This is a genomic window from Streptomyces sp. NPDC097129, assembly GCF_055668065.1.
In genome coordinates this window covers 464,922-489,628 of the sequence record NZ_JBVOQE010000002.1, presented here as the reverse complement: position 1 = coordinate 489,628, position 24,707 = coordinate 464,922, and the positions used below count along the sequence as shown (strand labels likewise).

The following is a 24,707-nucleotide window of genomic DNA, read 5'->3' as shown; positions in this document are numbered from 1 at the left end:
TCCCGGGACGGCTCACGCCTCCCGCCCGGCCAGCCGCAGCGTCCGCTCGGCCAGCTCGCTGATCCGCACCCCGTCGAAGCCGAACACCGCACTGCGCACGGTGTCCTCGAGCGGCTCCGTCCACTGCGCCGGGATCGCCGCGGCCCCGGCCAGCACCCCGGCCACCGAACCCGCCGTCGCCCCGTTGGAGTCGGTGTCCAGACCGCCGCGCACGGTGAGCGCGAGAGTGCGGGTGAAGTCCCCGTCGCCGTAGAGCAGGCCCGCGGTGAGCACCGCGGCGTTCGGCACGGTGTGGATCCAGCCCAGGCCGGCTGTCTCCTCCTCGAGCGTGGCCAGCGTCTCCTCCCACGGCAGCCGCGTCTCGTGCAGCGACATCACCCGGCGCACGGTCCGCGCCAGACGGCTGCCCGCCGGTACGACGGCCAGCGCGCTCTCCAGCGCGTCGCGCACGGTCGGCGCGCTGAACGCGGCGGAGACCAGCGCGGCCGCGAACATCGCGCCGTACACGCCGTTGCCGGTGTGCGACAGCACCGCGTCCCGGCGGGCCAGCAGGGCCGCGCGGTGCGGGGCGCCGGGACAGGTCCAGCCGAAGACGTCGGCGCGGATCAGGGCGCCGATCCACTCCTGGTAGGGGTTGTCCAGGGTCGCCGTCAGCGGCGGCTTGAGCCCGTTGGCGAGATTGCGGTACGCCGCCCGCTCCGCCGTGAACGTCTGCAGATACGGCAGCCGCAGCAGCCACAGGTCGCCGACCTGCTCGGTGCTGAACGCGAAACCGTACGTCTCCAGCAGGTGCAGACCGAGGATCGCGTAGTCGACGTCGTCGTCCCGGCAGCTGCCGTGGATGCGGCCGCGCACGCAGTCACGCCACTCCGGGCGCAGCGGCGGGTCGTGCTCACCGCCGTCCGCGGGCTCGGGCAGATAGTCGGTCAGCGGCAGCGCGGCGGCCCGCCGCAGATAGCGGTCGATGCGGTCCCGGGTCCACACCTCGCCCTGCTCCACCGGCTTGCCGAGCATGTTGCCCGCGATCCGGCCCAGCCAGCCTCCGAGGATGCGGTCGGCCAGGTCCGGCCCAGTGCCCACAGCGGTCATGGGGGAGGGGTACCCGCTCGCGGCGGGGTCTGCGCAGGCGAGCGGGCGTTCCAGGGAGCGGGCTGGGCATGACGGCAGGGGTGTCCTCCGGTTATGGTCGCAGCGGCGCGACTGGCCCTGACATGCGTCGGGCCCGGAGAGCAAGGGGATAGCAAGGTGGCGGACGCTGCTGTGGAGGGCACCCGGCGGGTGCTCGTTGCCGCGGACAAGTTCAAGGGCTCGCTGACGGCGGTCGAGGTCGCCCAGCGGGTGACGGCCGGGCTGCGCCGGGTCGTACCCGGCGTGGAGGTCGAGACGCTCCCCGTCGCGGACGGCGGTGACGGCACGGTGGCGGCTGCCGTGGCGGCCGGTTTCGAACGCCGGGAGGTCCGGGTCACCGGCCCGCTCGGTGAGCCGGTCACGGCTGCCTTCGCGCTGCGCGACGGCACCGCGGTGGTGGAGATGGCCGAGGCCTCGGGCCTCCAGCTGCTCCCGGCGGGCGTCTTCGCCCCCCTGACCGCCACCACGTACGGCTCCGGCGAGGTGCTGAAGGCCGCGCTCGACGCGGGCGCCCGCACCATCGTCTTCGGCGTGGGCGGCAGCGCCACCACCGACGGCGGCGCCGGCATGCTGGCCGCTCTCGGCGCGGTGTTCCTGGACGCCGACGGTGCGCCGGTCGGTCCGGGCGGCGGCGCCCTGGCGGACCTCGCCTCGGCCGACCTGTCGGGCGTGGACCCCCGCTTCGCCGGGGTGGACTTCGTCCTCGCCAGTGACGTGGACAACCCGCTCACCGGCCCGAAGGGCTGCGCGGCGGTGTACGGACCGCAGAAGGGCGCCTCCGAGCAGGACGTGGCGACGCTCGACGCGGCCCTCGCCCACTACGCGCAGGTCCTGGAGAAGGCCATCGGCCCGAAGGCCGCCGAGCTCGCCGCGTCCCCGGGCGCCGGCGGCGCGGGCGGCATCGGCTACGGCGCGCTGCTGCTCGGCGCGAGCTTCCGGCCCGGCATCGAGCTGATGCTGGACGTGCTCGGCTTCGCCCCGGCCCTGGAGCGGGCCACGCTGGTGATCACCGGTGAGGGCTCCCTGGACGAGCAGACCCTGCACGGCAAGGCCCCGGCGGGCGTCGCGGCGGCGGCGCGGGCGGCGGACAAGGAGGTCGTCGCGGTCTGCGGCCGTCTCGCCCTGCGGCACGAGGCCCTGGGCCGCGCGGGCATCCGCCGCGCGTACCCGCTGACGGAGATCGAGCCGGACGTCGCGAAGTGCATCGCGGACGCGGGCCCGATCCTGGAGCGGGTGGCGGAACAGATCGCGAAGGACTACCTGAGCTGAGCCCCCCGGGGCCCCAGCCCGCCGTCCGGCTGAGAGCCCGCAGCCCGTCTTCCGGCGGCCACCTCGGGCCCCACGTTCCCGGCGCCCACGCCGCAGCAGCTGTCCCCGGCGGGGCTCCGGAGCCCGGCCCGTCGGCGGGACCCCGGAGCGTGGCCCCTCGGCGGGGCCTGGAGCTCGGCCCCTGTTTCCCGGCGGGTCCCGGAGCGCGGCCCTCGGCAGGGCCCGGAGCTCGGCTCCTGTTCCTGGCGGGTTCCGGGGGCCCCTGTTTCCCGGCAGGGCCCGGAGCTCGGCTCCTGTTCCTGGCGGGTTCCGGGGGCCCCTGTTTCCGGCGGGTTCCGGGGCCCCGCTCCTGTTCCTGGCGGGTCCCGGAGTCCCGCTCCTGTTTCCGGCGGGTTCCGGGGCTCCGCCCCTGTTCCTGGCGGGTTCCGGGGCTCCGCCCCTGTTCCTGGCGGGTTCCGGGGCTCCGCTCCTGTTCCCGCTGGGTCCGGGGGCCCCGCTCCTGTTCCCGGCGGGTCCCGGGCGCCGCTCCTGTTCCCGGCGGGCCCCGGGGCTCGGCCCCTGTTCCCGGCCGGGCTCCGGAGCCCCGTCGCCGAACGGCCACCCCGGGGACGCCGTCTTCACGGACGTCGTCCCCGGGGTGGCCGTTTTCCGGGGCCTCCCGCGTCGCCGGGTGCCGCGCCGAGTGCCGTCCCGGTGTTGCCGGCCGCTGTCTTCGCGGCGGACGAGCGGGGGGTTGCCGGACGCTGCCTTCCGGCGTGTGGCCTGGCGCGCTGCTGTCGGGCCTTGCGTTGGGCGCCGTTTTCCGGGTGCCGCGCGGGGCCGCCGCTACCCGGCGCTGCTTTGGGGCGCCTGCTCCGGGCGTGGCCGAGAGCACCGCTTGCCGGGCGCTGTACAAGGCCCAGGCCCAGGCCCCGGGCCTGGTGGGCGCGCCCGAGAGCACCGCTGCCGGGCGCTGTACAAGGCCCAGGCCCAGGCCCCGGGCCTGGTGGGAGCGTCTTTCGGGCTCGAGCCTCCTCGGCGCCGAGCGCCAGGGCGGCGCCCGGGCCCATCGGCTGCGGGGTGCCGCTCGCCGAAGCTCCTCTCACGGACCCTCCTGCCGGGCGCCGACCCGGGACCCTGATGGGGTCTGGGGAAGGGCCCCAGGACAGTGACAGTGACCGGCACACGGGCCGCGTACATGGCAAAGGGCCCCGAACCCAATGGTCCGGGGCCCTCAGGATGCCGTTACGGCAACTGCGCGGCCCGCGCCTCGCGCCGGTTGTCGCGGAAGTTGTTCACCCGTCGCGCGGTCGCGAAGAGCGGGATCACCGCGCCCATCACCAGCTGCAGCGCACAGCCGGTCTGCAGCAGCAGCTGCCCGCTCGGCGCGCCGAAGGCCCACGCGGCCAGCAGGCCCATGCTGAGCACGATCCAGGAGAGCATCGCCACCGCGAGACGCCCACGCGGCTTGGGATACTCCACGCGGCTCACCATCAGCCACGCCGTACCGATGATCGCCAGCAGCGTCGCCGCGAACGGCAGCTCCAGCAGGACGATCGCCACGACCGTCAGCGCCCCGAAGGGGCTCGGCATGCCCTGGAAGGTCCCGTCCTTCACCGTCACGCACGAGAAGCGGGCGAGCCGCAGCACGACCGCCAGCAGAACGACGATCGCGCCGACCGCGGCCACTCTCTGGTGGGCGTCGTCGGCGACCATGCCGTAGACCAGGACGAAGTACGCCGGGGCCAGGCCGAAGCTGATCAGGTCCGAGAGGTTGTCCAGCTCGGCGCCCATCGGCGAGGAACGCAGCTTGCGCGCGACCAGGCCGTCGAACAGGTCGAAGACCGCCGCGCACAGCATCAGGATGACCGCCGTGGCCGCGCTGTGGCGGGCCATGCCGGATTCCTGGCTGCCGGTCAGGTGCGGGATCAGGATGCCGGTGGTGGTGAAGTACACCGCCATGAAGCCGCACGTGGCGTTACCGAGGGTGAGGGTGTCCGCTATTGAGAGGCGGAGGGAGAGAGGCATCTCCTCCTCGTCGTCCTCGCCCGCCTCGGGCACCCAGCCCGACTGAGTCTGCGGATCAATCACGGTCAATGCGAGTCACCCCAGCCACGGTCTTCTGACCGACCTCGACCGCGACCTCCACACCCTCCGGCAGGTAGAGGTCGACACGCGAGCCGAAGCGGATCAGCCCGATCCGGTCGCCCTGCTCGACCTTCGTCCCCTGCGGGATGTACGGCACGATGCGCCGGGCCACCGCGCCGGCGATCTGGATCATCTCGATGTCGCCGAGTTCGGTGTCGAAATGCCAGACTACGCGCTCGTTGTTCTCGCTCTCCTTGTTGAAAGCCGGAACAAAGCCGCCGGAGATGTGCTCGACCGACGTCACGGTGCCGGCCAGCGGGGCGCGGTTGACGTGTACGTTGAGCGGGCTCATGAAGATCGCGACCCGGGTCCGCCCGTCCTTCCACGGCATGATGCTCTGCACCACGCCGTCGGCCGGGGAGATGACCCGGCCCTGGGCGATCTCACGCTCGGGGTCGCGGAAGAACCACAGCATCCCCGCCGCGAGCGCGGTGGCGGGAACGGCGACGGCCCTGGCGGCGCCGGAGCGGCGCGCCCGGGCCAGGCTGAGGGCTGCGGTGGCGACGGTCGGGAGAAGCCACGGCGATGCTCCGCGCGCGAGGCGTACGCCGGCTCGGCTGTCGCGAGGTGCAGATTGGCTGTGGGGCATGGATGACCTTCGTAGCGGATGATGCCGCGCTTCAGGAGGGGGACGGCGGCTTTCCGCGATCGTAGCGGTTCACGGGCACAACTGGGTAAGCCAGGAAGCCGAGTCGGCGTCCGAAGAGTGCCTACGGGGTGTGATCTTCCTCCCGGAGATAACACCCCGTACCCGGACAATCAGCCCTGGAACCGATACTCTTCGAGCAGCCTGCGCCCGATGATCATTTTCTGGATCTCGGCGGTACCTTCACCGATGAGCAGCATCGGTGCCTCACGGTAGAGGCGCTCGATCTCGTACTCCTTGGAGAAGCCATAGCCGCCGTGGATCCGGAAGGCATCCTCCACGACCTCCTTGCAGTACTCGGAGGCGAGGTACTTCGCCATCCCCGCCTCGAGGTCGTTTCGTTCACCGGAGTCCTTTTTGCGCGCTGCGTTCACCATCATCGCATGCGCGGCCTCCACCTTCGTGGCCATCTCGGCGAGCTTGAACTGGATCGCCTGGTGCTGGGCGATCGGCTTGCCGAAGGTGTGGCGCTGCTGGGCGTACTGTACGCCCAGCTCGAAGGCGCGCTGAGCGACACCGCAGCCACGCGCGGCGACGTTGACGCGGCCGACCTCCACGCCGTCCATCATTTGGTAAAAACCTCGGCCCGTGACCCCGCCGAGCACCCGGTCGGCCGGAATCCGCAGGCCGTCCATGATCAGCTCGGTGGTGTCGACGCCCTTGTAGCCCATCTTGTCGATCTTGCCGGGGATGGTCAGGCCCGGGCGGACCTCACCGAAGCCCGGCTCCTTCTCGACCAGGAAGGTCGTCATGGACTTGTGGGGCGCCGTGCCCTCGGGGTGCCCTTCGTCACTGCGGACGAGGACCGCCACGAGCGAGGACGTGCCGCCGTTCGTCAGCCACATCTTCTGACCGTTCAGGACGTACTCGTCGCCGTCCTTCACCGCCTTCGACGTGATGGCCGACACGTCGGAGCCCAGGGCCGGCTCCGACATCGAGAAGGCGCCGCGGATGTCGCCGGCCGCCATCCTCGGCAGGAAGTGGTCCTTCTGCTCCTGCGTGCCGTGCTGCTTGAGCATGTACGCGACGATGAAGTGCGTGTTGATGATGCCGGAGACGCTCATCCAGCCGCGGGCGATCTCCTCCACGCACAGGGCGTAGGTGAGCAGCGACTCGCCCAGGCCCCCGTACTCCTCGGGGATCATCAGACCGAAGAGGCCGAGCTCCTTGAGCCCGTCGACGATCTGCTGCGGGTACTCGTCGCGGTGCTCCAGCTCCGTCGCGACAGGAATGATCTCCTTGTCGACAAAGTCCCGGACGGTGGAGAGGATCTCCTGCTGGACGTCGGTCAGACCGGCGGTCTGGGCGAGACGGGCCATGGCTTACTTCTCCTGCTCCTTGAGCTCGGGGCGGCCGGGCTGCTCGCCGCCGCGCTCCTTGATGTACGTCTCGGTGGGCACCATGACCTTGCGGCGGAAGACGCACACCAGGGTGCCGTCCTGCTTGTAGCCCTTGGTCTCGACGTAGACGATCCCTCGGTCGTTCTTCGACTTCGACGGCCACTTGTCCAGCACGGTCGTCTGGCCGTAGATCGTGTCGCCGTGGAAGGTCGGCGCCACGTGCTTGAGCGACTCGATCTCCAGGTTGGCGATCGCCTTGCCGGAGATGTCCGGCACGCTCATGCCGAGCAGCAGGGAGTAGATGTAGTTCCCGACGACGACGTTCTTGCCGAAGTCCGTCGTCTTCTCCGCATAGTTCGTGTCCATGTGGAGCGGGTGGTGGTTCATGGTGAGGAGACAGAACAGGTGGTCGTCGTACTCCGTGACCGTCTTTCCCGGCCAGTGCTTGTACGTCGCCCCGACCTCGAACTCCTCGTAGGTGCGTCCGAACTGCATCGCGCTCAGGCCTCCGGGATCTCGAACTTGCTCGTGCGCTGCATGCCGGCGGCCCGGCCCTTGCCGGAGATGACCAGCGCCATCTTGCGGCTGGCCTCGTCGATCATCTCGTCGCCGAGCATCGCGGAGCCCTTCTTGCCGCCCGCCTCGGAGGTGTAGTAGTCGTACGCGTCCAGGATCAGCTCGGCGTGGTCGTAGTCCTCCTGCGACGGCGAGAAGATCTCGTTGGACGCCTCGACCTGGCCCGGGTGCAGCACCCACTTGCCGTCGAAGCCGAGGGCGGCGGCGCGCTGGGCGACCTCGCGGTAGCCGTCGATGTTGCGGATCTGCAGGTAGGGGCCGTCGATCGCCTGGAGGTTGTTGGCGCGGGCGGCCATGAGGATCTTCATCAGGATGTAGTGGTAGGCGTCCGCCGGGTAGCCGGGCGGCTGCTCGCCCACGACGAGGGACTTCATGTTGATCGACGCCATGAAGTCGGCCGGGCCGAAGATGATCGTCTCGACGCGCGGGGAGGCCTGCGCGATCGCGTTGACGTTGTTCAGGCCCTGCGCGTTCTCGATCTGCGCCTCGATGCCGATCTTGCCGACCTCGAAGCCCATCGTCTTCTCGATCTGCGTCAGCAGCAGGTCGAGGGCGACGATCTGCTCGGCGTTCTGCACCTTCGGCAGCATGATGCAGTCGAGGTTCTGGCCCGCGCCCTCGACCACCGTCACGACGTCCCGGTACGTCCACTCGGTCGTCCAGTCGTTGACGCGCACGACCCTGGTCTTGCCGGTCCAGTCACCCTCGTTGAGGAACTTGACGATGGTGTGCCGCGCCTCGGGCTTGGCGAGCGGCGCGCACGCGTCCTCCAGGTCGAGGAAGACCTGGTCCGCCGGGAGGCCCTGCGCCTTCTCCAGGAAGCGCGGGTTGCTGCCCGGTACGGCCAGGCAGGAGCGCCGCGGGCGAAGGCGGTTGACGGTCGTCATGCGGGGACCTCCAGGGGGTCGAGCTTGTTCGCTGTCCGGATCTCGTCGACGATGCGGCCGATGATCCCGGTGATGTCGAAGTCCTTCGGGGTGAAGACGGCGGCCACGCCGGCGGCCCTGAGCTGCGCGGCGTCCCCGCTGGGGATGATGCCACCCGCGATCACCGGTATATCTGTGGCACCGGCCACACGCAGCCGCTCCAGCACGTCCGGCACCAGCTGCGCGTGCGAGCCGGACAGGATGGACAGGCCCACCGCGTGCACGTCCTCGGCCAGGGCCGCGTCCACGATCTGCTCCGGGGTGAGCCGGATGCCCTGGTAGACCACCTCGAACCCGGCGTCGCGGGCCCGCACGGCGATCTGCTCGGCGCCGTTGGAGTGCCCGTCCAGGCCCGGCTTGCCCACCAGGAAGCGCAGCTTGCCCACGCCGAGGTCCTTCGCCGTCAGGTCGACCTTGCGGCGCACCTCGGACATGGCCGAGCCCTCTTCGGCGGGGACCGCCACCGGCGCCGACGACACGCCCGTCGGCGCCCGGAACTCGCCGAACACCTCACGCAGCGCCCCGGCCCACTCGCCGGTCGTCACGCCGGCGCGGGCGCACTCCAGGGTGGCCTCCATGAGGTTGTCCGTGCCCTTCGCGGCCTCCTTCAGCTTCTCCAGCGCCTTGCACGGGCGCGGGTGGTTGAAGGGCGGCTGGTAGCGGGTGTCCCGCCAGTGCTGCAGCGAGGCGATGACCTGGGCCTCGACCGCCGGGTCGACCGTCTGGATCGCGGTGTCCAGGTCGGCGGTGAGCGGGTTGGGTTCGGTCGACTCGAAGATGTTGACGCCGATGATCTTCTCCTGCCCGGACTCGATCCGGGCCCGGCGCTCGGCGTGCGAGGCGACCAGCTGCGACTTCAGATAGCCGGACTCGACGGCGGCCATCGCGCCGCCCATCTCCTGGATCCGCTCGATCTCCGCGAGGGAGGCCTCGACCAGCTCGTCGACCTTCGCCTCGATCACCTTCGAGCCCTCGAAGATGTCGTCGTACTCCAGCAGGTCGCTCTCGTAGGCGAGGACCTGCTGGATGCGCAGGCTCCACTGCTGGTCCCACGGGCGGGGCAGGCCGAGGGCCTCGTTCCACGCGGGCAGCTGCACCGCACGCGCGCGTGCGTCCTTGGAGAGGGTGACCGCCAGCATCTCCAGCACGATCCGCTGGACGTTGTTCTCCGGCTGCGCCTCGGTCAGCCCGAGCGAGTTGACCTGGACGCCGTAGCGGAAGCGGCGCTGCTTGGGGTTCTCGATGCCGTACCGCTCACGGGTGACCTGGTCCCAGATGCGGCCGAAGGCGCGCATCTTGCACATCTCCTCGACGAAGCGGACGCCCGCGTTGACGAAGAAGGAGATCCGGGCGACCACATCGCCCATGCGCTCCTGCGGCACCTGGCCGGAGTCGCGCACGGCGTCCAGGACGGCGATCGCGGTGGACATCGCGTACGCGATCTCCTGCACCGGCGTGGCCCCGGCCTCCTGCAGGTGGTAGCTGCAGATGTTGATCGGGTTCCACTTCGGGATGTGGGAGACCGTGTACGCGATCATGTCCGTCGTCAGGCGGAGCGACGGCCCCGGGGGGAACACATGGGTGCCCCGGGACAGGTACTCCTTGACGATGTCGTTCTGGGTCGTGCCCTGGAGCTTGGTGATGTCCGCGCCCTGCTCCTCGGCGACGACCTGGTAGAGCGCCAGCAGCCACATGGCGGTGGCGTTGATCGTCATCGAGGTGTTCATCTGCTCCAGGGGGATGTCCTGGAACAGCCGGCGCATGTCACCGAGGTGCGCGACGGGCACGCCCACCCGGCCGACCTCGCCGCGGGCGAGGATGTGGTCGGAGTCGTAGCCGGTCTGCGTCGGCAGGTCGAACGCCACCGACAGACCCGTCTGGCCCTTGGCGAGGTTGCGCCGGTACAGCTCGTTGGACGCCTCGGCCGTGGAGTGACCGGCGTACGTGCGCATGAGCCACGGCCGGTCCTTCTCCCGCCTGCCTTCGGCGGGCTGACGCTCAGTCATCTGCGGCCCCCGCTGCTCAGACGTTCCGGAAGCGGTTGATGGCGTCGATGTGCTGCGCGCGCATCTCCGGGTCGCGCACGCCCAGGCCCTGCTCGGGCGCCAGGCACAGCACGCCGACCTTGCCCTGGTGCAGGTTGCGGTGCACGTCGTAGGCCGCCTGGCCGGTCTCCTCCAGGGAGTACGTCTTCGACAGCGTGGGGTGGATCTTGCCCTTGGCGATGAGCCGGTTGGCCTCGTAGGCCTCGCGGTAGTTGGCGAAGTGCGAGCCGATGATGCGCTTCAGGGACATCCACAGGTAGCGGTTGTCGTACTCGTGCATGTAGCCCGAGGTCGAGGCGCAGGTGGTGATGGTGCCGCCCTTGCGGGTGACGTAGACCGAGGCGCCGAAGGTCTCGCGGCCGGGGTGCTCGAAGACGATGTCGATGTCCTCGCCGCCGGTGAGTTCGCGGATGCGCTTGCCGAAGCGCTTCCACTCCTTGGGGTCCTGGGTGTGCTCGTCCTTCCAGAACTTGTAGCCCTCGGCGTTGCGGTCGATGATCGCCGTGGCGCCCATCTTCCGGCAGATCTCGGCCTTCTGCGGCGAGGAGACGACGCAGATGGGGTTGGCGCCGCCGGCCAGGGCGAACTGGGTGGCGTAACTGCCGAGGCCGCCGGAGGCGCCCCAGATCAGGACGTTGTCGCCCTGCTTCATCGCCGCGCCGTTGCGGGAGACGAGCTGCCGGTAGGCGGTGGAGTTGACCAGGCCCGGGGCGGCGGCCTCCTCCCAGCTCAGGTGCTTGGGCTTGGGCATCAGCTGGTTGGACTTGACGAGCGCGATCTCGGCGAGGCCGCCGAAGTTGGTCTCGAAGCCCCAGATGCGCTGCTCGGGGTCGAGCATGGTGTCGTCGTGTCCGTCGGGGGACTCCAGCTCGACGCTGAGGCAGTGGGCGACGACCTCGTCGCCGGGCTGCCAGGCGTTGACGCCGGGACCGGTGCGCAGGACGACGCCGGCCAGGTCGGAGCCGATGATGTGGTACGGCAGGTCGTGCCGCTTGGTCAGCGGGGACAGCTTGCCGTAGCGCTCCAGGAACGCGAAGGTCGACACCGGCTCGAAGATCGAGGTCCACACGGAGTTGTAGTTGACCGAGGAGGCCATGACGGCCACCAGGGCCTCGCCCGGGCCCAGCTCGGGCACCGGGACCTCGTCCAGGTGGATCGACTTGCGCGGATCCTTGTCGCGGGTGTCCAGGCCCGCGAACATCTCCGTCTCGTCCTTGTGGACGGTGATCGCTCGGTACGACTCGGGGAGCGGCAGGTTGGCGAAGTCGGCCGAGGTGGTCTCGGGCGACTGGATCGCGGCCAGGATGTCCTTCACGGTCACGGTGTTGCCTCCGGCGGTGAGCGCCCTGAGGGAGGGGCGCTGAGGGGTACGTCGGTGCTGCTGAGGGTTGAGGGTGTGCCGTCGGTTCGGCGGGTGGTGCTGTTCGGCAGCGCTTTGTGGCGCGGGAGGGTGCCTGTGACGCAGGCGTCCGGGCGCGCAGGCCGAAGGCTTGCGGGGACAGCCGGCACGATCGCGGTTCGCTGCGCGCCGGCCGCCCGGAACACTCTCAACGTATGGCACAGCGTGTCAGGTGACAAGGCACTGAGTGCCAGAACTTGCTCTCAGATGAAATCTTTACGCAACAAATGAGCGATGATCGATCGAACACCGCTGGAGAGCTGGTGGAAAACGGCTCGCGGCATGCCAAAACGGCCACCCCGAGGGGTGGCCGTCGTCACAGGTGAGGCGGGCGCCTAGCGCTCCTTGAGCGCCTGCTCGATGGTCCGCATGACCTCTTCCAGCGGGGCGTCGGTGCGGGCGACCGTCACCAGCACCTCGCCCTGGGCGGACGTCGTCGCCGCGGCCGGCGGCGCGGGCTGCGCGGAACGCCCGGCCATGATCCCCGTGCCGAACGTCTTGCGCACGATCGCGAAGGCGTGGTCGAGCTGCGCCTCCACGTCCCCCTGCCCGCCGGCCCGCAGCCAGCGCCGGAGGACGTGGTTGTGCGCGGTGACCACCGCCGAGGCGGCGACCTCGGCCAGCAGCGGGTCGTCGTTGGCGTCGTCGTCGTGCGCGTGCTCGTCGAAGTGGCCCAGCAGATAGCGGGTGAACAGGCGCTCGTAACGGGCCACCGAGGCGATCTCGGCCTCGCGCAGGGTGGGCACCTCGCGCGTGAGCTTGTAGCGGGCCACGGAGATCTCCGGGCGGGCCGCGTACATCTTCATGACTTCCTTGATGCCGCGGCACACCGTGTCCAGCGGGTGCTCGTGCGCGGGCGCGGCGTTGAGGACCGCCTCGGCGCGGATCAGGGTGTCGTCGTGGTCCGGGAAGATCGCCTCTTCCTTGGAGCGGAAGTGGCGGAAGAAGGTGCGGCGGGCGACGCCGGCCGCGGCGGCGATCTCGTCGACGGTGGTCGCCTCGTACCCCTTCGTCGCGAAGAGCTCCATCGCGGCGGCCGCCAGTTCTCGGCGCATTTTCAGCCGCTGGGCAGCCGCGCGAGAGCCCGCGGCGGTTTCCGGCGCGTCGGGCGTGGCGGGAGTACGTGAGGACTTGGCGGGCTGGGACATGACCCGAACGTACTGCATGTCCGCAGCTCGCCGTGCAGGTCCGGGGCTTCCCCCGCCCTCGAAGGGCGGGGGAGGGGCGGCCGGATCGAGCAGGCCGCCCCAGTCCGCGCGGTCGTCCTCCACGCGCAGCCGGTCGCCGGATCCCTCAGCGGCGGGCATATTCGCGGAAGCCGCGGCCCGTCTTGCGGCCGAGGCAGCCCGCGGCCACCAGGTGCTCCAGGAGCGGGGCGGGCGCGAGACCGGGGTCGCGGAACTCGCGGTGCAGGACCTTCTCGATGGCCAGCGAGACATCCAGGCCGACGACGTCCAGCAGCTCGAAGGGGCCCATCGGGTAGCCGCCGCCCAGCTTCATCGCCGCGTCGATGTCGTCGAGCGAGGCGTAGTGCTCCTGGACCATCTTGATCGCGTTGTTCAGGTACGGGAAGAGCAGCGCGTTGACGATGAACCCGGCCCGGTCGCCGCAGTCCACGGCGTGCTTCCTGACCTTGGCGCAGACCTCCCGGACGGTGGCGTGGACGTCGTCGGCGGTGAGCACCGTACGGACGACCTCGACCAGCTTCATCGCCGGCGCCGGGTTGAAGAAGTGCATGCCGATCACGTCCTGCGGGCGCGAGGTGGCGCGGGCGCAGGCCACGACCGGCAGCGAGGACGTCGTCGTCGCGAGGACCGCTCCCGGCTTGCAGACCTTGTCCAGGGCCGCGAACAGCTGCCGCTTGACCTCCAGGTCCTCGGCGACGGCCTCGACGGCCAGGTCGACGTCGGCGAACGCCTCGTAGGAGCCCGCCGGGGTGATCCTCTCCAGGGTCTGGGCCGCGGCCTCGGCGGTCAGCCGGCCCTTGTCCACCGAGCGGGCGAGCGACTTGCCGATGCGGGCCTTCGCCGTCTGCGCCTTCTCCTCGCTGCGGGCGGCCAGGACCACCTCGTAACCGGCCTTGGCGAAGACCTCGGCGATGCCGGAGGCCATCGTGCCGGAGCCGGCGACGCCGACCGAGCGCACCGGGCGGCCGGGGGTGAGGGAGTCGCCCTCCAGCGGGGTCAGGGCGTCGCGCACGACGGTGGCGCTGCCGGGGGCCTCGTAGGTGTAGAAGCCGCGGCCCGCCTTGCGGCCGGTCAGGCCCGCCTCGCTCAGCTGCTTCAGGATCGGCGCCGGGGCGTGCAGCCGGTCGCGGGAGGCGGCGTACATGGCCTCCAGGACCGTGCGCGCGGTGTCGACGCCGATCAGGTCGAGCAGGGCGAGCGGGCCCATCGGCAGGCCGCAGCCGAGCCGCATCGCCGCGTCGATGTCCTCACGGGAGGCGTACTTGGCCTCGTACATCGCGGCCGCCTGGTTGAGGTAGCCGAACAGCAGCCCGTCCGCCACGAACCCAGGACGGTCGCCGACCGCCACCGGCTCCTTGCCCAGCTCGATCGCCAGGTCGGTGACCATGGCGACGGCCTGCGGCGCGGTCAGCACACAGGAGACGACCTCGACCAGCTTCATGGCCGGCGCCGGGTTGAAGAAGTGCAGGCCCAGCACCCGCTCCGGGCGGGCCGAGTCGGCGGCCAGCCGGGTCACGGACAGGGCGTTGGTGCCGGTCGCGAGGATGGTCTCGGGACGCACGATCCCGTCCAGCTCACGGAAGATCTGCTGCTTGATCTCGTACGACTCCGGCGCCACCTCGATGACGAGGTCGGCGTCGGCCGCGGCGGACAGCTCGGTGCTGGTGCGGACGCGGGCGAGGGCGTCGGCGCGCTCCTGCTCGGTCAGCCGGCCGCGCTCGACGGCACGGGCGGTGGACGCCTCCAGGGCGGCGACGCAACTCGCCGCCTGCGCTTCGCTGATGTCGATGCCGGTCACCTCGCGGCCGGCGCGGGCCAGGACCTCGGTGATGCCGGTGCCCATGGTGCCGAGACCGACGACGGCGATCTTCTGCAGGGCGGAGGGAGAGCTGGGGGACAGGGGAGTGGCCATCGCGGGACTCCAGGAATGAGGGGTGACGACGAGGAGTGCGCCCGGGTGCGCCACGGGGGCGCACCGGGTGCGTGCAGGAGTGCGGGTGTGATGTCCGGGCTGCTGAGCGCACACGCCCGGCGCCGTCGCCGGCTGCCCCGCTCGGACGGACCCGAGGGCGGGGCGGGCGTGCACACGCCCAGGAGACGGCGGAGAACCGACCGGCCCTGTCCCGAGGCCGGGTCGCACTGCGGTACATGAAGTACCGAACCGACTGCTCCCGTGGGGCTGCGTCACCAAACCGCCACGGGGAGGGGTGCGAGTGGGTAACTCGCTCGCTTGAGCTTAACCGGCGGGTAACGAGCGCGCCAGCCCTCGGACTTTGTGATGTACGTCCCTCGACGCCGCGGGCGTCCTACCCTCTCTGACATGGACGAAGAGTTGCGAGCGCTCACGGAGCGCTTACGGCGGGAGTCGGGCGGCGGGCCGGACTTCGAGCGGCTGCTCGCCGCGGAGGACTCCGATGTGCTGGCCCGGGTACTCACCGCGCCCGCGGAGCCGCTGTGGGCCCGCGAGCTGGCCGCCTTCCAGCTGGGCCGGGCCGGTGACCGGCGCGCCTTCGAGGCCCTCGTCCTGCTGCTCAACCACCGCGACCCCGAGCGCTGCGCGTCCGCCGCGCACGCCCTGGCCCGCCTCGGCGACCCGCGCACGGCCCGCGCGGCGGCCGCCCTCGCCACCAACGAACTGCGCGTGGCCTACGCCCTGCACCCGGTCCGCCTGCTGGTCGCGCTGGACGCCCCGGAGTCCGTGCCCGCCCTGATCACCACTCTGCGGCGGCGCCTGAGCCCCCACGACCCCTACCGCAAGGTGGCCCTCGCCTGCGTGGAAGGCCTCGGAGCGCTGGCCGACGCCCGCGCGCGAGAGGTCCTCACCGACGCCCTGGCCCACCCGGCCCTCGCCGAGGCGGCGGTCCACGCGCTGGCCCGCATCCCGCGGCAGCGGTGAGCGGCCGTCAGGCCGGCACGACGGCCAGCGCCTCGATCTCCATCAGGAACTCCGGGCGCACCAGCGCCGCCACCTGGACCGCCGAGGCGGCCGGGAGGCGGTCGTCCGGTATGTGGGCGGCGCGGGCCGCGCGGACGGCCGGCATATGGGCCATGTCCGTGACGAAGTAGGTCAGCTTGACGACGTCGTCGAAGGTCGCCCCGGCCGCGGCCAGGCAGCGGCGGAGGTTGTCGAAGACCTGGCGGGCCTGCGCCGCCGGATCGCCCTCGCCGACCACGGTGCCGTCCTCGGCCACCGCCAGCTGTCCCGAGACGGCGACCAGGCGGCCGGCGCCGGTCACGACATGGCTGTACTGCGCCGCGGGCGCGACTCCGTCGGGGGCGGTGATCCTCGTCAGCTCACTCATGCGTCCATCATGGAGCACGGGTCTGACAACCACCGTCCCCGACGGGACGTCAAAGGCGCGCTCAGCTACGGAAGCCGAGCAGCCCGTGCAGCGCCGAGCCGCGTGAGCCGCTGGACGCCTCCTTCGTGCCGAGAGGCTTCGGGTCGGGCAGCGTCGCGCACACCGCGTCGACCGCCCCGCCGCCGCGCGGCACGGTGCCGTCGGCCAGGTACGCCGACAGATACCGGTCCAGGCAGCCGTTGCCGCTGAGCGTGATGCCGTGGTTGCCGCCGCCCTGTTCGACGACCAGGCTGGAACGGCTCAGCAGCCGGTGGACCGTCGTGCCGCCCCGGTAGGGGGTCGCGGCGTCGTTCGTCGCCTGGAACAGCAGCGCCGGCGGCAGGCTCGCGTTGGCGACGTTCACCGGCTGCTGCGCCGACGTCGGCCAGAACGCACACGGCGCGTTGTACCAGGCGTTGTTCCAGGTCATGAACGGCGCCTTCTCGTACACCGCCCAGTTGTCCTTGCGCCACTGCCGCCAGTCGCGCGGCCAGGAGGCGTCCCGGCACTGCACGGCCGTGTAGACGCTGTAGCCGTTGTCACCGGAGGCGCCCACCGCGCCGAAGTTGTCGTAGGCCTCGACCAGCGGCCCGGTGTCCTTCTTGGTGACGTACGCCGCGAACGCCTCGGCGAGGTAGGGCCAGTAGCCGTTGTAGTAGCCGCCGGGGATGAAGGTGTCCTCCAGCTCCGAGGCGCCCACCTTCCCCTCGGCCGGCTTCTTCGCGAGCGCCGCCCGCATCGCGTACCACTTCGCCTCCACCTGCTCCGGGTCGGTGCCCAGGTGGTAGGTGGCGTCGTACTTCGCGATCCAGGACATCAGCGCCCGGTGGCGGTCGTTGAAGGCGTAGTCCTGCGTGAGGTTGTCGTCGTACCACACACCCGTGGGGTCGACGACGGAGTCCAGCACCAGGCGGCGCACCCGCTCCGGGAACAGCCGGGCGTAGACGGCGCCCAGATAAGTGCCGTACGAGTAACCGAAGTAGTTCAGCCGGGGCGCGCCGACCGCGCGGCGGATGGCGTCCATGTCCCGCACGGCGCTGACCGTGTCCATGTGGGGCAGCAGGTCCGCGTACTTCCTGCCGCAGGCCGCGGCGAAGGACGTGGCGCGGCGCAGGTTGGCCCGCTCCAGGGCGCCGGTCGCCGGCACCGAGTCGGGCCGCACCGGCGTGAAGTGGCCGGGCTCGCAGTCCAGGGCGGGGCGGGACCTGCCGACCCCGCGCGGGTCGAAGCCGATGACGTCGTACTGCGCGGCCACCGCCTTGGGCAGCGAGGAGGCGACGAACCCGGCGAGGGTGAGCCCGCTGCCTCCGGGGCCGCCGGGGTTGACCAGCAGCGGGCCCTGGTAGGCCGGGGCCGTGTGCGGGACGCGGGAGAGCGCCAGGGTGATCTGCGGCCCGTCCGGCCTCGCGTGGTCCAGCGGCACCGTCAGGGAGGCGCACTGGAGCGTCGGATAGTCGGTGGTGCCGCACTTCTTCCAGCTGAGGTGGGCGGCGGGGGCGCCCTGTGCGGCTCGGGCCTGCGCGGGCGCGGCCGTCAGGGCTCCGGCCAGCACGGCGGCGGCGCCGCACAGCGCGACTGCGCGTTTGCTCATGGGGGTCCTCCCAGGACGGAGGGTGGTGGACCGCGAGATTCACGGTCCATGCCGCATCGTCCCGGCAAGGGACCCCCGAAGAACGTGTTCGGACGATACTTGACCCAATTGGGCCGCCGGATGCCCCCGAACGCTCTCAGATCAGCGACAGTTGGGTCGGCTCGGACGCCGCGGTGCCGGTGACCTCAGCGGGCCGGATCCGGCGGGGCAGACCCGGGCCGGCCGGACCGATGCCGTACTCCTGGGCCAGCTCGTGCACCTGACGGGTGATCCGGCGCTGGTACCACTTCGGCGCGTAGGCGCCTCCGGCGTACAGCCGCTCGTAGCGCGGCACCAGGTACGGGTGGTGCTGCTCCAGCCACGCCATGAACCACTCCCGGGCCCCGGGCCGCAGGTGCAGCGCCAGCGGCGTGACCGAGGTCGCCCCGGCCTGAGCGATCGCCCGCACGGTCGCCCGCAGCTCCTCGGGCCGGTCTCCGAGGAACGGGATCACCGGCGCCATCAGCACCCCGCACCCGATGCCGTGCCCGGCCAGGGTCCGTACGACGTCCAGGCGCCGCTCCGGGGCCGGGGTGCCCGGCTCCACCGTCCGCCACAGCTCGCCGTCGACGAAGCCGACCGAGACGGAGATGCCGACGTCGGTCACCTCGGCCGCCTGCTTCAGCAGCTCCAGGTCGCGCAGGATCAGCGTGCCCTTGGTGAGGATCGAGAAGGGGTTCGCGCGATCGCGCAGGGCGGCGATGATGCCCGGCATCAGCCGGTAGCGGCCCTCGGCGCGCTGATAGCAGTCGACGTTCGTGCCCATCGCGATGTGCTCGCCCTGCCAGCGGGGTGAGGCCAGCTGGTGGCGCAGCAGCTCCGGCGCGTTCACCTTGACCACGATCTGGGTGTCGAAGCCGAGGCCGGTGTCCAGGTCCAGATAGCTGTGCGTCTTGCGGGCGAAGCAGTACACGCACGCGTGCGAGCAGCCCCGGTAGGGGTTCACGGTCCACTCGAAGGGCATGCGGGAGGCGCCGGGGACGCGGTTGATGATCGTGCGGGCCCGGATCTCGTGGAAGGTGATCCCGCGGAACTCGGGCGTGTCGATCGTGCGGCGGACCACCGCGTCCGCGCCGAACAGCGCGGCGTCCTCGGCCCGGCCGTGCTCGCCCGAGTCCACGGTGAGGTTCTCCCAGCGCATGACGCCTCCTCGGTGCTCTGGCGAAGGTCTCGGTGGCTCTGCCGACACAATAGAACACTTGTTCCCATGATCGTGCGAGCGTCAGCTCCGGTCACCCGGCGACCCCCGATCGATCACTTCCGCCACCCCGATTTGGGCGCCCGCGCGGCGGGGTGGTTGGCTTGCCCCAAGCCCGAGAACACGAGGTCCTGGAGGGATCCGATGGCGCAGGTCGAGGCCACTACCGAGCGGGTCGTCGCGGCGGACCCGGAGAAGGTGTTCGACACCCTCGCCGACTACAGCGGCGCGCGCGAGAAGCTGCTGCCCGAGCACTTCAGCGAGTACGAGGTGCGCGAGGGCGGCGACGGCGAGGGCACCCTCGTCCACTGGAAGCTCCAGGCCACCAGCAAGCGCATCCGCGACTGCCTGATGGAGGTCGCCGAGCCCACCGACGGACAGCTGGTGGAGAAGGACCGCAACTCCTCCATGGTCACCACCTGGACCGTCACCCCGGCCGGCGAGGGCAGGTCCCGGGTCCAGGTGACCACCACCTGGAACGGCGCCGGCGGCATCGGCGGCTTCTTCGAGAAGACCTTCGCGCCCAAGGGGCTCGCCCGGATCTACGACGCGATGCTCGCCAAGCTCGCCGTCGAGGTCGAGAAGTGACACGTCGCCGGTGACATCCGGAACCTGACAAGTCCCCGCCCGTTGAAGGGCCTTGACTCCGTCACCGGTTCGAGTGGATCTCCGTTCGACGCGCCGATTCGCCGTAACTCGCCGCGCCTGCCCGTAGTTGTCGCCTTACGCGGGAATTGTGTGGCAGGTGCGACGAGGGGAGCGGCACGTGGGCGGGATCACCCTGACGCAGGAGGAGCTGCGGGAGGCGCCGGTCGCGGCGCCGCCCGCACCTCCCGCGCCCGAGCCCGGCGATCCGGCCGGGCTCAGCCCCCGCCGGGTCCGCCTGGTCTTCCTCGGCCTGATGCTCGCGCTGCTGCTCGCCGCGCTGGACCAGATGATCGTCGCCACGGCCCTGCCGAAGATCGTCGGCGAACTGCACGGCCTGGAGCGGATGAGCTGGGCGATCACCGCCTACCTGCTCACCTCGACCGTCGGACTGCCCGTCTACGGCAAGCTCGGTGACCTGCTCGGCCGCAAGAGCGTCTTCCAGTTCGCGATCGCGGCGTTCGTCGTCGGCTCGGCGCTCGCCGGCCGGGCGCAGAGCATGGACCAGCTGATCGCCTTCCGGGCCGTGCAGGGCGTCGGTGCGGGCGGCCTGATGATCGGCGTTCAGGCGATCATCGCGGACATCGTGCCGCCCCGGCAGCGCGGCCGGTTCATGGGCCTGATCGGCGCCGCCTTCGGCCTCGCCTCCGTCGCCGGACCCCTGCTCGGCGGCTACTTCACCGATCACCTCTCCTGGCGCTGGTGCTTCTACATCAACGTCCCCTTCGGCCTGCTCACCCTCGCCGTCGTCACCGCCGTGCTGAAACTGCCGAAGCCCACCGCCCGGCCCCGCTTCGACATCCTCGGCACCCTGCTGCTCGCCGCCGCCTCCACCTGCCTGGTGCTGCTGACCAGTTGGGGCGGCACCGAGTACGCCTGGGGCTCACGCGTCATCGTCGGCCTCGGCGCCGGCGCGCTCGTCGCCGCCGCGCTGTTCCTGCTCACCGAGCACCGCGCGGCCGAACCCCTCATCCCGCTGCGCCTGTTCCGCGACTCCGTCTTCAACGTCTCGGCGCTCGTCGGACTGGTGATCGGCGTCGCTCTCTTCGGCGCCGCCAGCTATCTGCCGACCTTCCTGCAGATGGTCGACGGGGCCTCCGCCACCGAGTCCGGACTGCTGATGCTGCCCATGATGGGCGGCATCGTCGTCGCCTCCATCGTCTCCGGCCAGCTCATCAGCCACACCGGGCGCTACAAGCTCTACCCGGTGCTCGGCGGCGCCGTCTCCGCGCTCGGCATGTGGCTGCTGTCCCGGCTCGAAGTGGACACCCCCCGGCTGCACTACAGCATCTGGATGGCCGTCCTCGGCGCGGGCATCGGCATGGTGATGCCCGTCCTGGTGCTCGCCGTGCAGAACTCCGTACGCCCCGCCGACCTCGGCACCGCCACCAGCGCCAACAACTACTTCCGGCAGATCGGCGGCAGCGTCGGCGCCGCGATCTTCGGCACCCTCTTCGCCGGCCGGCTCACCGACGCCCTCGCCGACCACCTCCCGGCACGTGCGGGTGCCGCCCTGCCGGACGCCGAGTCCCTCACCCCGCAACTCGTCCACCGGCTGCCGCCCGCGCTGCGCGACGCCTACATCCAGGCGTACGCCGACGCCATGCCGCGCATCTTCCTCTACCTGGTGCCGGTCCTCGTCCTCGGCCTGCTCATCGCCTTCTTCCTCAAGGAGACCCCCCTGTTGACCACTGCAGAGTCCCACAACGCCCCCGCTCCCGAGACGGAGACCGGGCCCGTGCACGCGAGCGTCCCGCAGGCCCGCCCCCAGCCGTCGGCCGGGGGGACCACCGGCTCGCATCGCCCGCCCCACAGCGCCGGAATCCCCGTCTGCGGCACGGTCCAGCACCCCGACGGCACCGTCGTGCCCCGCGCGGCGCTCACCCTCATCGACATCGCCGGGCAGCAGATCGGCCGGGGCGCCAGCGGCGAGGACGGGCGGTACGCGCTGGCCACGCCCGGCTCCGGGTCGTACGTCCTCATCGCCGCCGCGGGCGGGCACCAGCCGCAGGCCGTCTCCGTGACCGTCGGCGAGCGGCCCGTCGAGCTCGACGTCGTCCTCGGTGGCGCCGGACGCCTCGCGGGCAGCGTGCTCACCGCCGACGGCACCCCGGTGCGGGACGCCATCGTCACCCTCACCAACGTGCACGGCGAGGTCGTCGCCACCACCCGCAGCGGACGCGAGGGCGGCTACGTCATCACCGAACTCGTCGCCGGCGAGTACACCCTCGCCGCCAGCGCCCCCGCCTTCCGCCCCGCGGCCCTCCCGGTCACCGTGCAGGCCTCCCGCGAGACCCGGCAGGACGTCGAACTCGCGGGCGGCGCCGTGCTGCGCGGCACCGTGCGGGCGAGCGCCGGACGGCCGGTGGAGGACGCGCGCGTGACGCTGCTCGACGCGGCCGGCAACGTCGTCGACACCCTCACCACCGGGGCGGACGGCACATTCCGCTTCGTCGACCTGTCGTCCGGCGAGTACACCGTCATCGCCGCCGGCTACCCGCCCGTCGCCACCGTCCTGCAGGTGGCCGGCGGCGGCCGTACCGAACGGGACCTGCAACTCGGCCACGAGGACTGAGCTGCCGGGTGAGCGCCGGCGCATCCGGTCGCGGCAATTACCGTGATTGCCGTACACCGCGGTGCGCGGTCACCGTACCGTGGGAGAGCGGCGCAGATCTTGAGTGCGCGGCACCCACGGGGAACCCACGTGACGTCGAGGGGGAGAAGGGGCCTGGGTCATGGACCATGGCACCGAAACGGGCGCGCACCCCGGCCGCGCGGCCGGGGACCGGGCCGCACGGACGGACGCCGGGCGGATTCCGCTCGCCGTGGTCGTCGTCGACCGGGGCGGCCTGGTGTCGCACTGGAGCACCGGCGCGCGACGGCTGTTCGGCACCGCACGCGAGGACGCCGTGGGCCGCGCGGCCGTCGATCTGCTCCCGGTCTCCGGCGCGCTGCCCGAGGACCCGGAGGACGCGCCGACACTGGACGCGTACGAGGCGTACGACGGCCTCGGCCCCGGCCTGGACGCCTCGCTCGGCGGCCGCACCGCCTACCCGGCGGCGGGACGGGCGCGCGTCGCCCACCCCGGCCGGGCGGACCGGCTGGACGTCCTGTGGTGGGCCTACCCGCTGGTCGGCCCCGACTCCGCGCGGCTGCTCGTGCTCGCCGCCGACGCGGCCCGGCTGCACGCCGAACGCGGCTACGACGACGAGCTGATCGAACGGATCTCGCCCGGCTTCGCCCGTCACACCGAACTGCCCGACGCCGAGGGCCTGGCCCGCCGGCTGCCGGAGATCCTGCCCAACATGGGCCCCGGCCGCAGCGCCCGGATCATCTCCCAGGTGCTCGAACTGGGCTACCCCGTCCTGGAGTTCAGCCAGTTCGACCGGGTGCCCGTCACCCCCGACTGGGGCGTGCCGCGCCGCGCCGACCGGGGCGCGGCGGCCGCCGCCGCGCGGACCCGGGCGGCGGCGCCGGCGGCCGTACCGGCGGGCGCCGAGGAGGACCTGGAGTACGCGGCCGTACGCGAGCGGCTGGAGTTCCTCAACGAGGTGAGCCGGGGCATCGGCTCCTCCCTCGATCTTGACGCGACCATCCGCGAGGTCACCAGCGCCGCGGTGCCCCGCTTCGCGGACTTCGCGGGCACCCATCTGCGCGCGGCCGTCCTGGCGGGGGAGGACTTCCCGGACGGGCCGCCGGACGCGCAGACCGTGATGCACCGCGTCTGGGTCGAGCACAACGACGAACCGGGCCGCTGGGACGACACCGTCCCGGTCGGCGAGACCTTCGCCTTCCCGGAGCACACGCCCTTCTACCGGTGCATGGTCACCGGCGAACCGGTCCTCATCGAGCGGGTGAGCCCGGAGCTGAGCGAGCGGATCTCCGGCGAGTTCGAAAAACGCGACCTCCGGCCCCTGATCACCGGACGGTCCCTGCTGATCGTGCCGCTCAAGGCGCGCAACGTCGTCCTCGGCTTCATGGTGCTCATGCGCCGCCCCGACCGCGCCGCCTTCGACGACATGGACCGCACCACCGGCGCCGAACTCGCCGCCCGCGCGGGCCTGGTGCTCGACAACGCCCGCATGTACACCTACCAGGAGAACGTCGCCGAGACCCTCCAGGACAGCATGCTGCCGCAGGTCGCCCCGCGCATGCCGGGCTGCGACACCGCCACCCGCTATCTGCCCGGCACCCGCCTCGGCCGGGTCGGCGGCGACTGGTTCGACACCATCAAACTGCCCGGCGCCCGCACCGCCCTCGTCGTCGGCGACGTCATGGGCCACGGCCTGAACTCGGCCGCCATGATGGGCCAGTTGCGTACGGCCGTGCAGACCATGGCCGCCATGGAGGTGCCGCCCGCCCAGCTGCTGCGCCACCTCGACGACCTGGCCCGGCGGCTCGGCGAGACCTACCTCGCCACCTGCCTGTACGCCGTGTACGACCCGATCCACGGGGAGCTGAGGATCTCCAACGCCGGGCACATCCCGCCGGTGCTGGTGCGCGCCGAGGACGGCCGCAGCGAGCTGCTCGACCTGCCGACCGGCGCGCCCGTCGGCATCGGCGGCGTCCCCTTCGAGACCGCGGTGGTGCGGGTGGCGCCCGGCGACCGGCTCGTGCTGTGCACCGACGGGCTCGTCGAGGTGCGCGGCGCCGACATCGGGGACGGGCTGGCCGCGCTGTGCGAGTCCGCCGCCCACCCCGCGGCCTCCATGGACGACGCCTGCGACACCATCATCCGGGCCCTCAACACGCGCGGCGAACGCGGGGACGACGTCGCGCTCCTCATGGCCCGGCTCAACGGCATCCCCGCCGGCCACATCGCCGAGTGGCCGCTCGACCACGACCCGCGCGAGGTGGGCCGCGCCCGCCGGCTGGTCCGCGACCAACTGCTGCGCTGGGACCTGGCCCACGCCGTGGAGACGGCACAGCTGCTCGTCAGCGAGGTCGTCACCAACGCCGTACGGCACACCGGCGGCCGCCGGATCGGGCTGCGGCTCGTCCTCGCCGACGCGCTGCTCGTCGAAGTCACCGACGAGGGAGCCGAGTTGCCCGCGCTGCTCGGCAGCGGGCAGCAGGAGGAGTACGGGCGGGGGCTGCGGGTGGTCAGCCGGCTGGCGCGGGAGTGGGGCGCCAGCGTGCACGGCAACGGCAAGACCGTGTGGTTCGAACAGGCGCTGACGTCCTGACGATCCCGTCGAACATCCGGTGAAAGCATGCTCCCCACCCCTTGCCGTGCCCTCGGGCGCCGCG

Annotated in this window: 18 protein-coding genes; 5 read left to right on the top strand and 13 right to left on the bottom strand. The window is 71.8% G+C overall.

All coding sequences use genetic code 11. The features are described 5' to 3' along the window. Positions 1–12: 12 nt before the first annotated feature. On the bottom strand, positions 13–1,089 hold the full coding sequence (locus tag AC0B9F_RS08110; protein WP_471999798.1) for an ADP-ribosylglycohydrolase family protein: 1,077 nt from the start codon (positions 1,087–1,089) through the stop codon (positions 13–15). A gap of 156 nt (positions 1,090–1,245) precedes the next feature. On the opposite strand from AC0B9F_RS08110, the gene AC0B9F_RS08105 reads away from it, so the two are divergent. Next, complete coding sequence (locus AC0B9F_RS08105) at positions 1,246–2,397, top strand: glycerate kinase (RefSeq protein ID WP_471999796.1); 1,152 nt, start codon at positions 1,246–1,248, stop codon at positions 2,395–2,397. Positions 2,398–3,621: 1,224 nt separating this feature from the next. On the opposite strand, the gene pssA is transcribed toward AC0B9F_RS08105, so the two are convergent. The 9 genes from pssA to AC0B9F_RS08060 form a co-directional block, all read right to left on the bottom strand. After that, positions 3,622–4,437 (bottom strand): CDP-diacylglycerol--serine O-phosphatidyltransferase, encoded by an 816-nt coding sequence (gene pssA / locus AC0B9F_RS08100; protein WP_472000877.1) that lies wholly within the window; start codon positions 4,435–4,437, stop codon positions 3,622–3,624. Between the two features lie 22 nt (positions 4,438–4,459). Then, entirely contained in the window at positions 4,460–5,113 is a 654-nt protein-coding gene (locus tag AC0B9F_RS08095) for a phosphatidylserine decarboxylase (RefSeq protein WP_471999793.1), read from the bottom strand. A gap of 170 nt (positions 5,114–5,283) precedes the next feature. Next, entirely contained in the window at positions 5,284–6,489 is a 1,206-nt protein-coding gene (locus AC0B9F_RS08090; RefSeq protein ID WP_361627317.1) for an acyl-CoA dehydrogenase family protein, read from the bottom strand. A gap of 3 nt (positions 6,490–6,492) precedes the next feature. Further along, positions 6,493–7,005, bottom strand: a complete 513-nt coding sequence (locus AC0B9F_RS08085; protein ID WP_030948303.1) for a MaoC family dehydratase — start codon at positions 7,003–7,005, stop codon at positions 6,493–6,495. A 5-nt stretch (positions 7,006–7,010) separates the two neighbouring features. Next, the gene (locus AC0B9F_RS08080; RefSeq protein WP_361684927.1) at positions 7,011–7,973 is read right to left on the bottom strand and encodes an HpcH/HpaI aldolase/citrate lyase family protein; all 963 of its coding nucleotides are present in this window, start codon (positions 7,971–7,973) and stop codon (positions 7,011–7,013) included. Beyond that, positions 7,970–10,018: a protein meaA gene (locus tag AC0B9F_RS08075; protein WP_471999787.1), complete on the bottom strand. Its 2,049-nt coding sequence runs from the start codon at positions 10,016–10,018 to the stop codon at positions 7,970–7,972. Before AC0B9F_RS08075 ends, AC0B9F_RS08080 begins: the two co-directional genes overlap by 4 nt. A gap of 16 nt (positions 10,019–10,034) precedes the next feature. Then, positions 10,035–11,372, bottom strand: coding sequence for a crotonyl-CoA carboxylase/reductase (gene ccrA / locus AC0B9F_RS08070; RefSeq protein WP_472000876.1), 1,338 nt, complete (start codon positions 11,370–11,372; stop codon positions 10,035–10,037). A gap of 419 nt (positions 11,373–11,791) precedes the next feature. Beyond that, positions 11,792–12,604: a TetR family transcriptional regulator gene (locus tag AC0B9F_RS08065; RefSeq protein ID WP_471999784.1), complete on the bottom strand. Its 813-nt coding sequence runs from the start codon at positions 12,602–12,604 to the stop codon at positions 11,792–11,794. 145 nt (positions 12,605–12,749) lie between these two features. Then, positions 12,750–14,555 carry a 3-hydroxyacyl-CoA dehydrogenase family protein gene (locus AC0B9F_RS08060; protein ID WP_471999782.1) on the bottom strand — a complete coding sequence of 602 codons (1,806 nt, stop codon included), beginning with the start codon at positions 14,553–14,555 and terminating at the stop codon, positions 12,750–12,752. A 408-nt stretch (positions 14,556–14,963) separates the two neighbouring features. Here AC0B9F_RS08060 and AC0B9F_RS08055 point away from each other — a divergent pair, with 408 nt between their 5' ends. Next, positions 14,964–15,539 (top strand): adenylosuccinate lyase, encoded by a 576-nt coding sequence (locus AC0B9F_RS08055; RefSeq protein WP_471999779.1) that lies wholly within the window; start codon positions 14,964–14,966, stop codon positions 15,537–15,539. Between the two features lie 7 nt (positions 15,540–15,546). Here AC0B9F_RS08055 and AC0B9F_RS08050 read toward each other — a convergent pair whose 3' ends face one another. The 3 genes from AC0B9F_RS08050 to AC0B9F_RS08040 all read right to left on the bottom strand — a co-directional run bounded on the left by AC0B9F_RS08050 (position 15,547) and on the right by AC0B9F_RS08040 (position 18,755). Then, positions 15,547–15,945 carry a RidA family protein gene (locus AC0B9F_RS08050; RefSeq protein WP_471999777.1) on the bottom strand — a complete coding sequence of 133 codons (399 nt, stop codon included), beginning with the start codon at positions 15,943–15,945 and terminating at the stop codon, positions 15,547–15,549. Between the two features lie 61 nt (positions 15,946–16,006). Continuing rightward, positions 16,007–17,575: an alpha/beta hydrolase gene (locus AC0B9F_RS08045; RefSeq protein WP_471999775.1), complete on the bottom strand. Its 1,569-nt coding sequence runs from the start codon at positions 17,573–17,575 to the stop codon at positions 16,007–16,009. A 136-nt stretch (positions 17,576–17,711) separates the two neighbouring features. Then, positions 17,712–18,755 carry an Rv2578c family radical SAM protein gene (locus AC0B9F_RS08040; protein ID WP_471999773.1) on the bottom strand — a complete coding sequence of 348 codons (1,044 nt, stop codon included), beginning with the start codon at positions 18,753–18,755 and terminating at the stop codon, positions 17,712–17,714. Positions 18,756–18,956: 201 nt separating this feature from the next. Between AC0B9F_RS08040 and AC0B9F_RS08035 the strand changes: the two genes are divergently transcribed. The 3 genes from AC0B9F_RS08035 (at position 18,957) to AC0B9F_RS08025 (ending at position 24,643) form a co-directional block, all read left to right on the top strand. Beyond that, the gene (locus AC0B9F_RS08035) at positions 18,957–19,400 is read left to right on the top strand and encodes an SRPBCC family protein (RefSeq protein ID WP_471999771.1); all 444 of its coding nucleotides are present in this window, start codon (positions 18,957–18,959) and stop codon (positions 19,398–19,400) included. 178 nt (positions 19,401–19,578) lie between these two features. Beyond that, positions 19,579–22,032: an MFS transporter gene (locus tag AC0B9F_RS08030; protein ID WP_471999769.1), complete on the top strand. Its 2,454-nt coding sequence runs from the start codon at positions 19,579–19,581 to the stop codon at positions 22,030–22,032. Positions 22,033–22,192: 160 nt separating this feature from the next. Next, the gene (locus AC0B9F_RS08025) at positions 22,193–24,643 is read left to right on the top strand and encodes an ATP-binding SpoIIE family protein phosphatase (protein WP_471999766.1); all 2,451 of its coding nucleotides are present in this window, start codon (positions 22,193–22,195) and stop codon (positions 24,641–24,643) included. Positions 24,644–24,707 lie beyond the last annotated feature (64 nt).

Bases quoted from the DNA above. Each gene is read 5' to 3' on its own strand.
- AC0B9F_RS08075 (WP_471999787.1), bottom strand. From the start codon at position 10,018: ATGACTGAGCGTCAGCCCGCCGAAGGCAGGCGGGAGAAGGACCGGCCG.
- AC0B9F_RS08040 (WP_471999773.1), bottom strand. From the start codon at position 18,755: ATGCGCTGGGAGAACCTCACCGTGGACTCGGGCGAGCACGGCCGGGCC.
- AC0B9F_RS08095 (WP_471999793.1), bottom strand. From the start codon at position 5,113: ATGCCCCACAGCCAATCTGCACCTCGCGACAGCCGAGCCGGCGTACGC.
- AC0B9F_RS08065 (WP_471999784.1), bottom strand. From the start codon at position 12,604: ATGTCCCAGCCCGCCAAGTCCTCACGTACTCCCGCCACGCCCGACGCG.
- AC0B9F_RS08045 (WP_471999775.1), bottom strand. From the start codon at position 17,575: ATGAGCAAACGCGCAGTCGCGCTGTGCGGCGCCGCCGCCGTGCTGGCC.
- AC0B9F_RS08035 (WP_471999771.1), top strand. From the start codon at position 18,957: ATGGCGCAGGTCGAGGCCACTACCGAGCGGGTCGTCGCGGCGGACCCG.
- AC0B9F_RS08025 (WP_471999766.1), top strand. From the start codon at position 22,193: ATGGACCATGGCACCGAAACGGGCGCGCACCCCGGCCGCGCGGCCGGG.
- AC0B9F_RS08060 (WP_471999782.1), bottom strand. From the start codon at position 14,555: ATGGCCACTCCCCTGTCCCCCAGCTCTCCCTCCGCCCTGCAGAAGATC.
- AC0B9F_RS08090 (WP_361627317.1), bottom strand. From the start codon at position 6,489: ATGGCCCGTCTCGCCCAGACCGCCGGTCTGACCGACGTCCAGCAGGAG.
- AC0B9F_RS08080 (WP_361684927.1), bottom strand. From the start codon at position 7,973: ATGACGACCGTCAACCGCCTTCGCCCGCGGCGCTCCTGCCTGGCCGTA.
- AC0B9F_RS08055 (WP_471999779.1), top strand. From the start codon at position 14,964: ATGGACGAAGAGTTGCGAGCGCTCACGGAGCGCTTACGGCGGGAGTCG.
- AC0B9F_RS08085 (WP_030948303.1), bottom strand. From the start codon at position 7,005: ATGCAGTTCGGACGCACCTACGAGGAGTTCGAGGTCGGGGCGACGTAC.
- AC0B9F_RS08110 (WP_471999798.1), bottom strand. From the start codon at position 1,089: ATGACCGCTGTGGGCACTGGGCCGGACCTGGCCGACCGCATCCTCGGA.
- AC0B9F_RS08050 (WP_471999777.1), bottom strand. From the start codon at position 15,945: ATGAGTGAGCTGACGAGGATCACCGCCCCCGACGGAGTCGCGCCCGCG.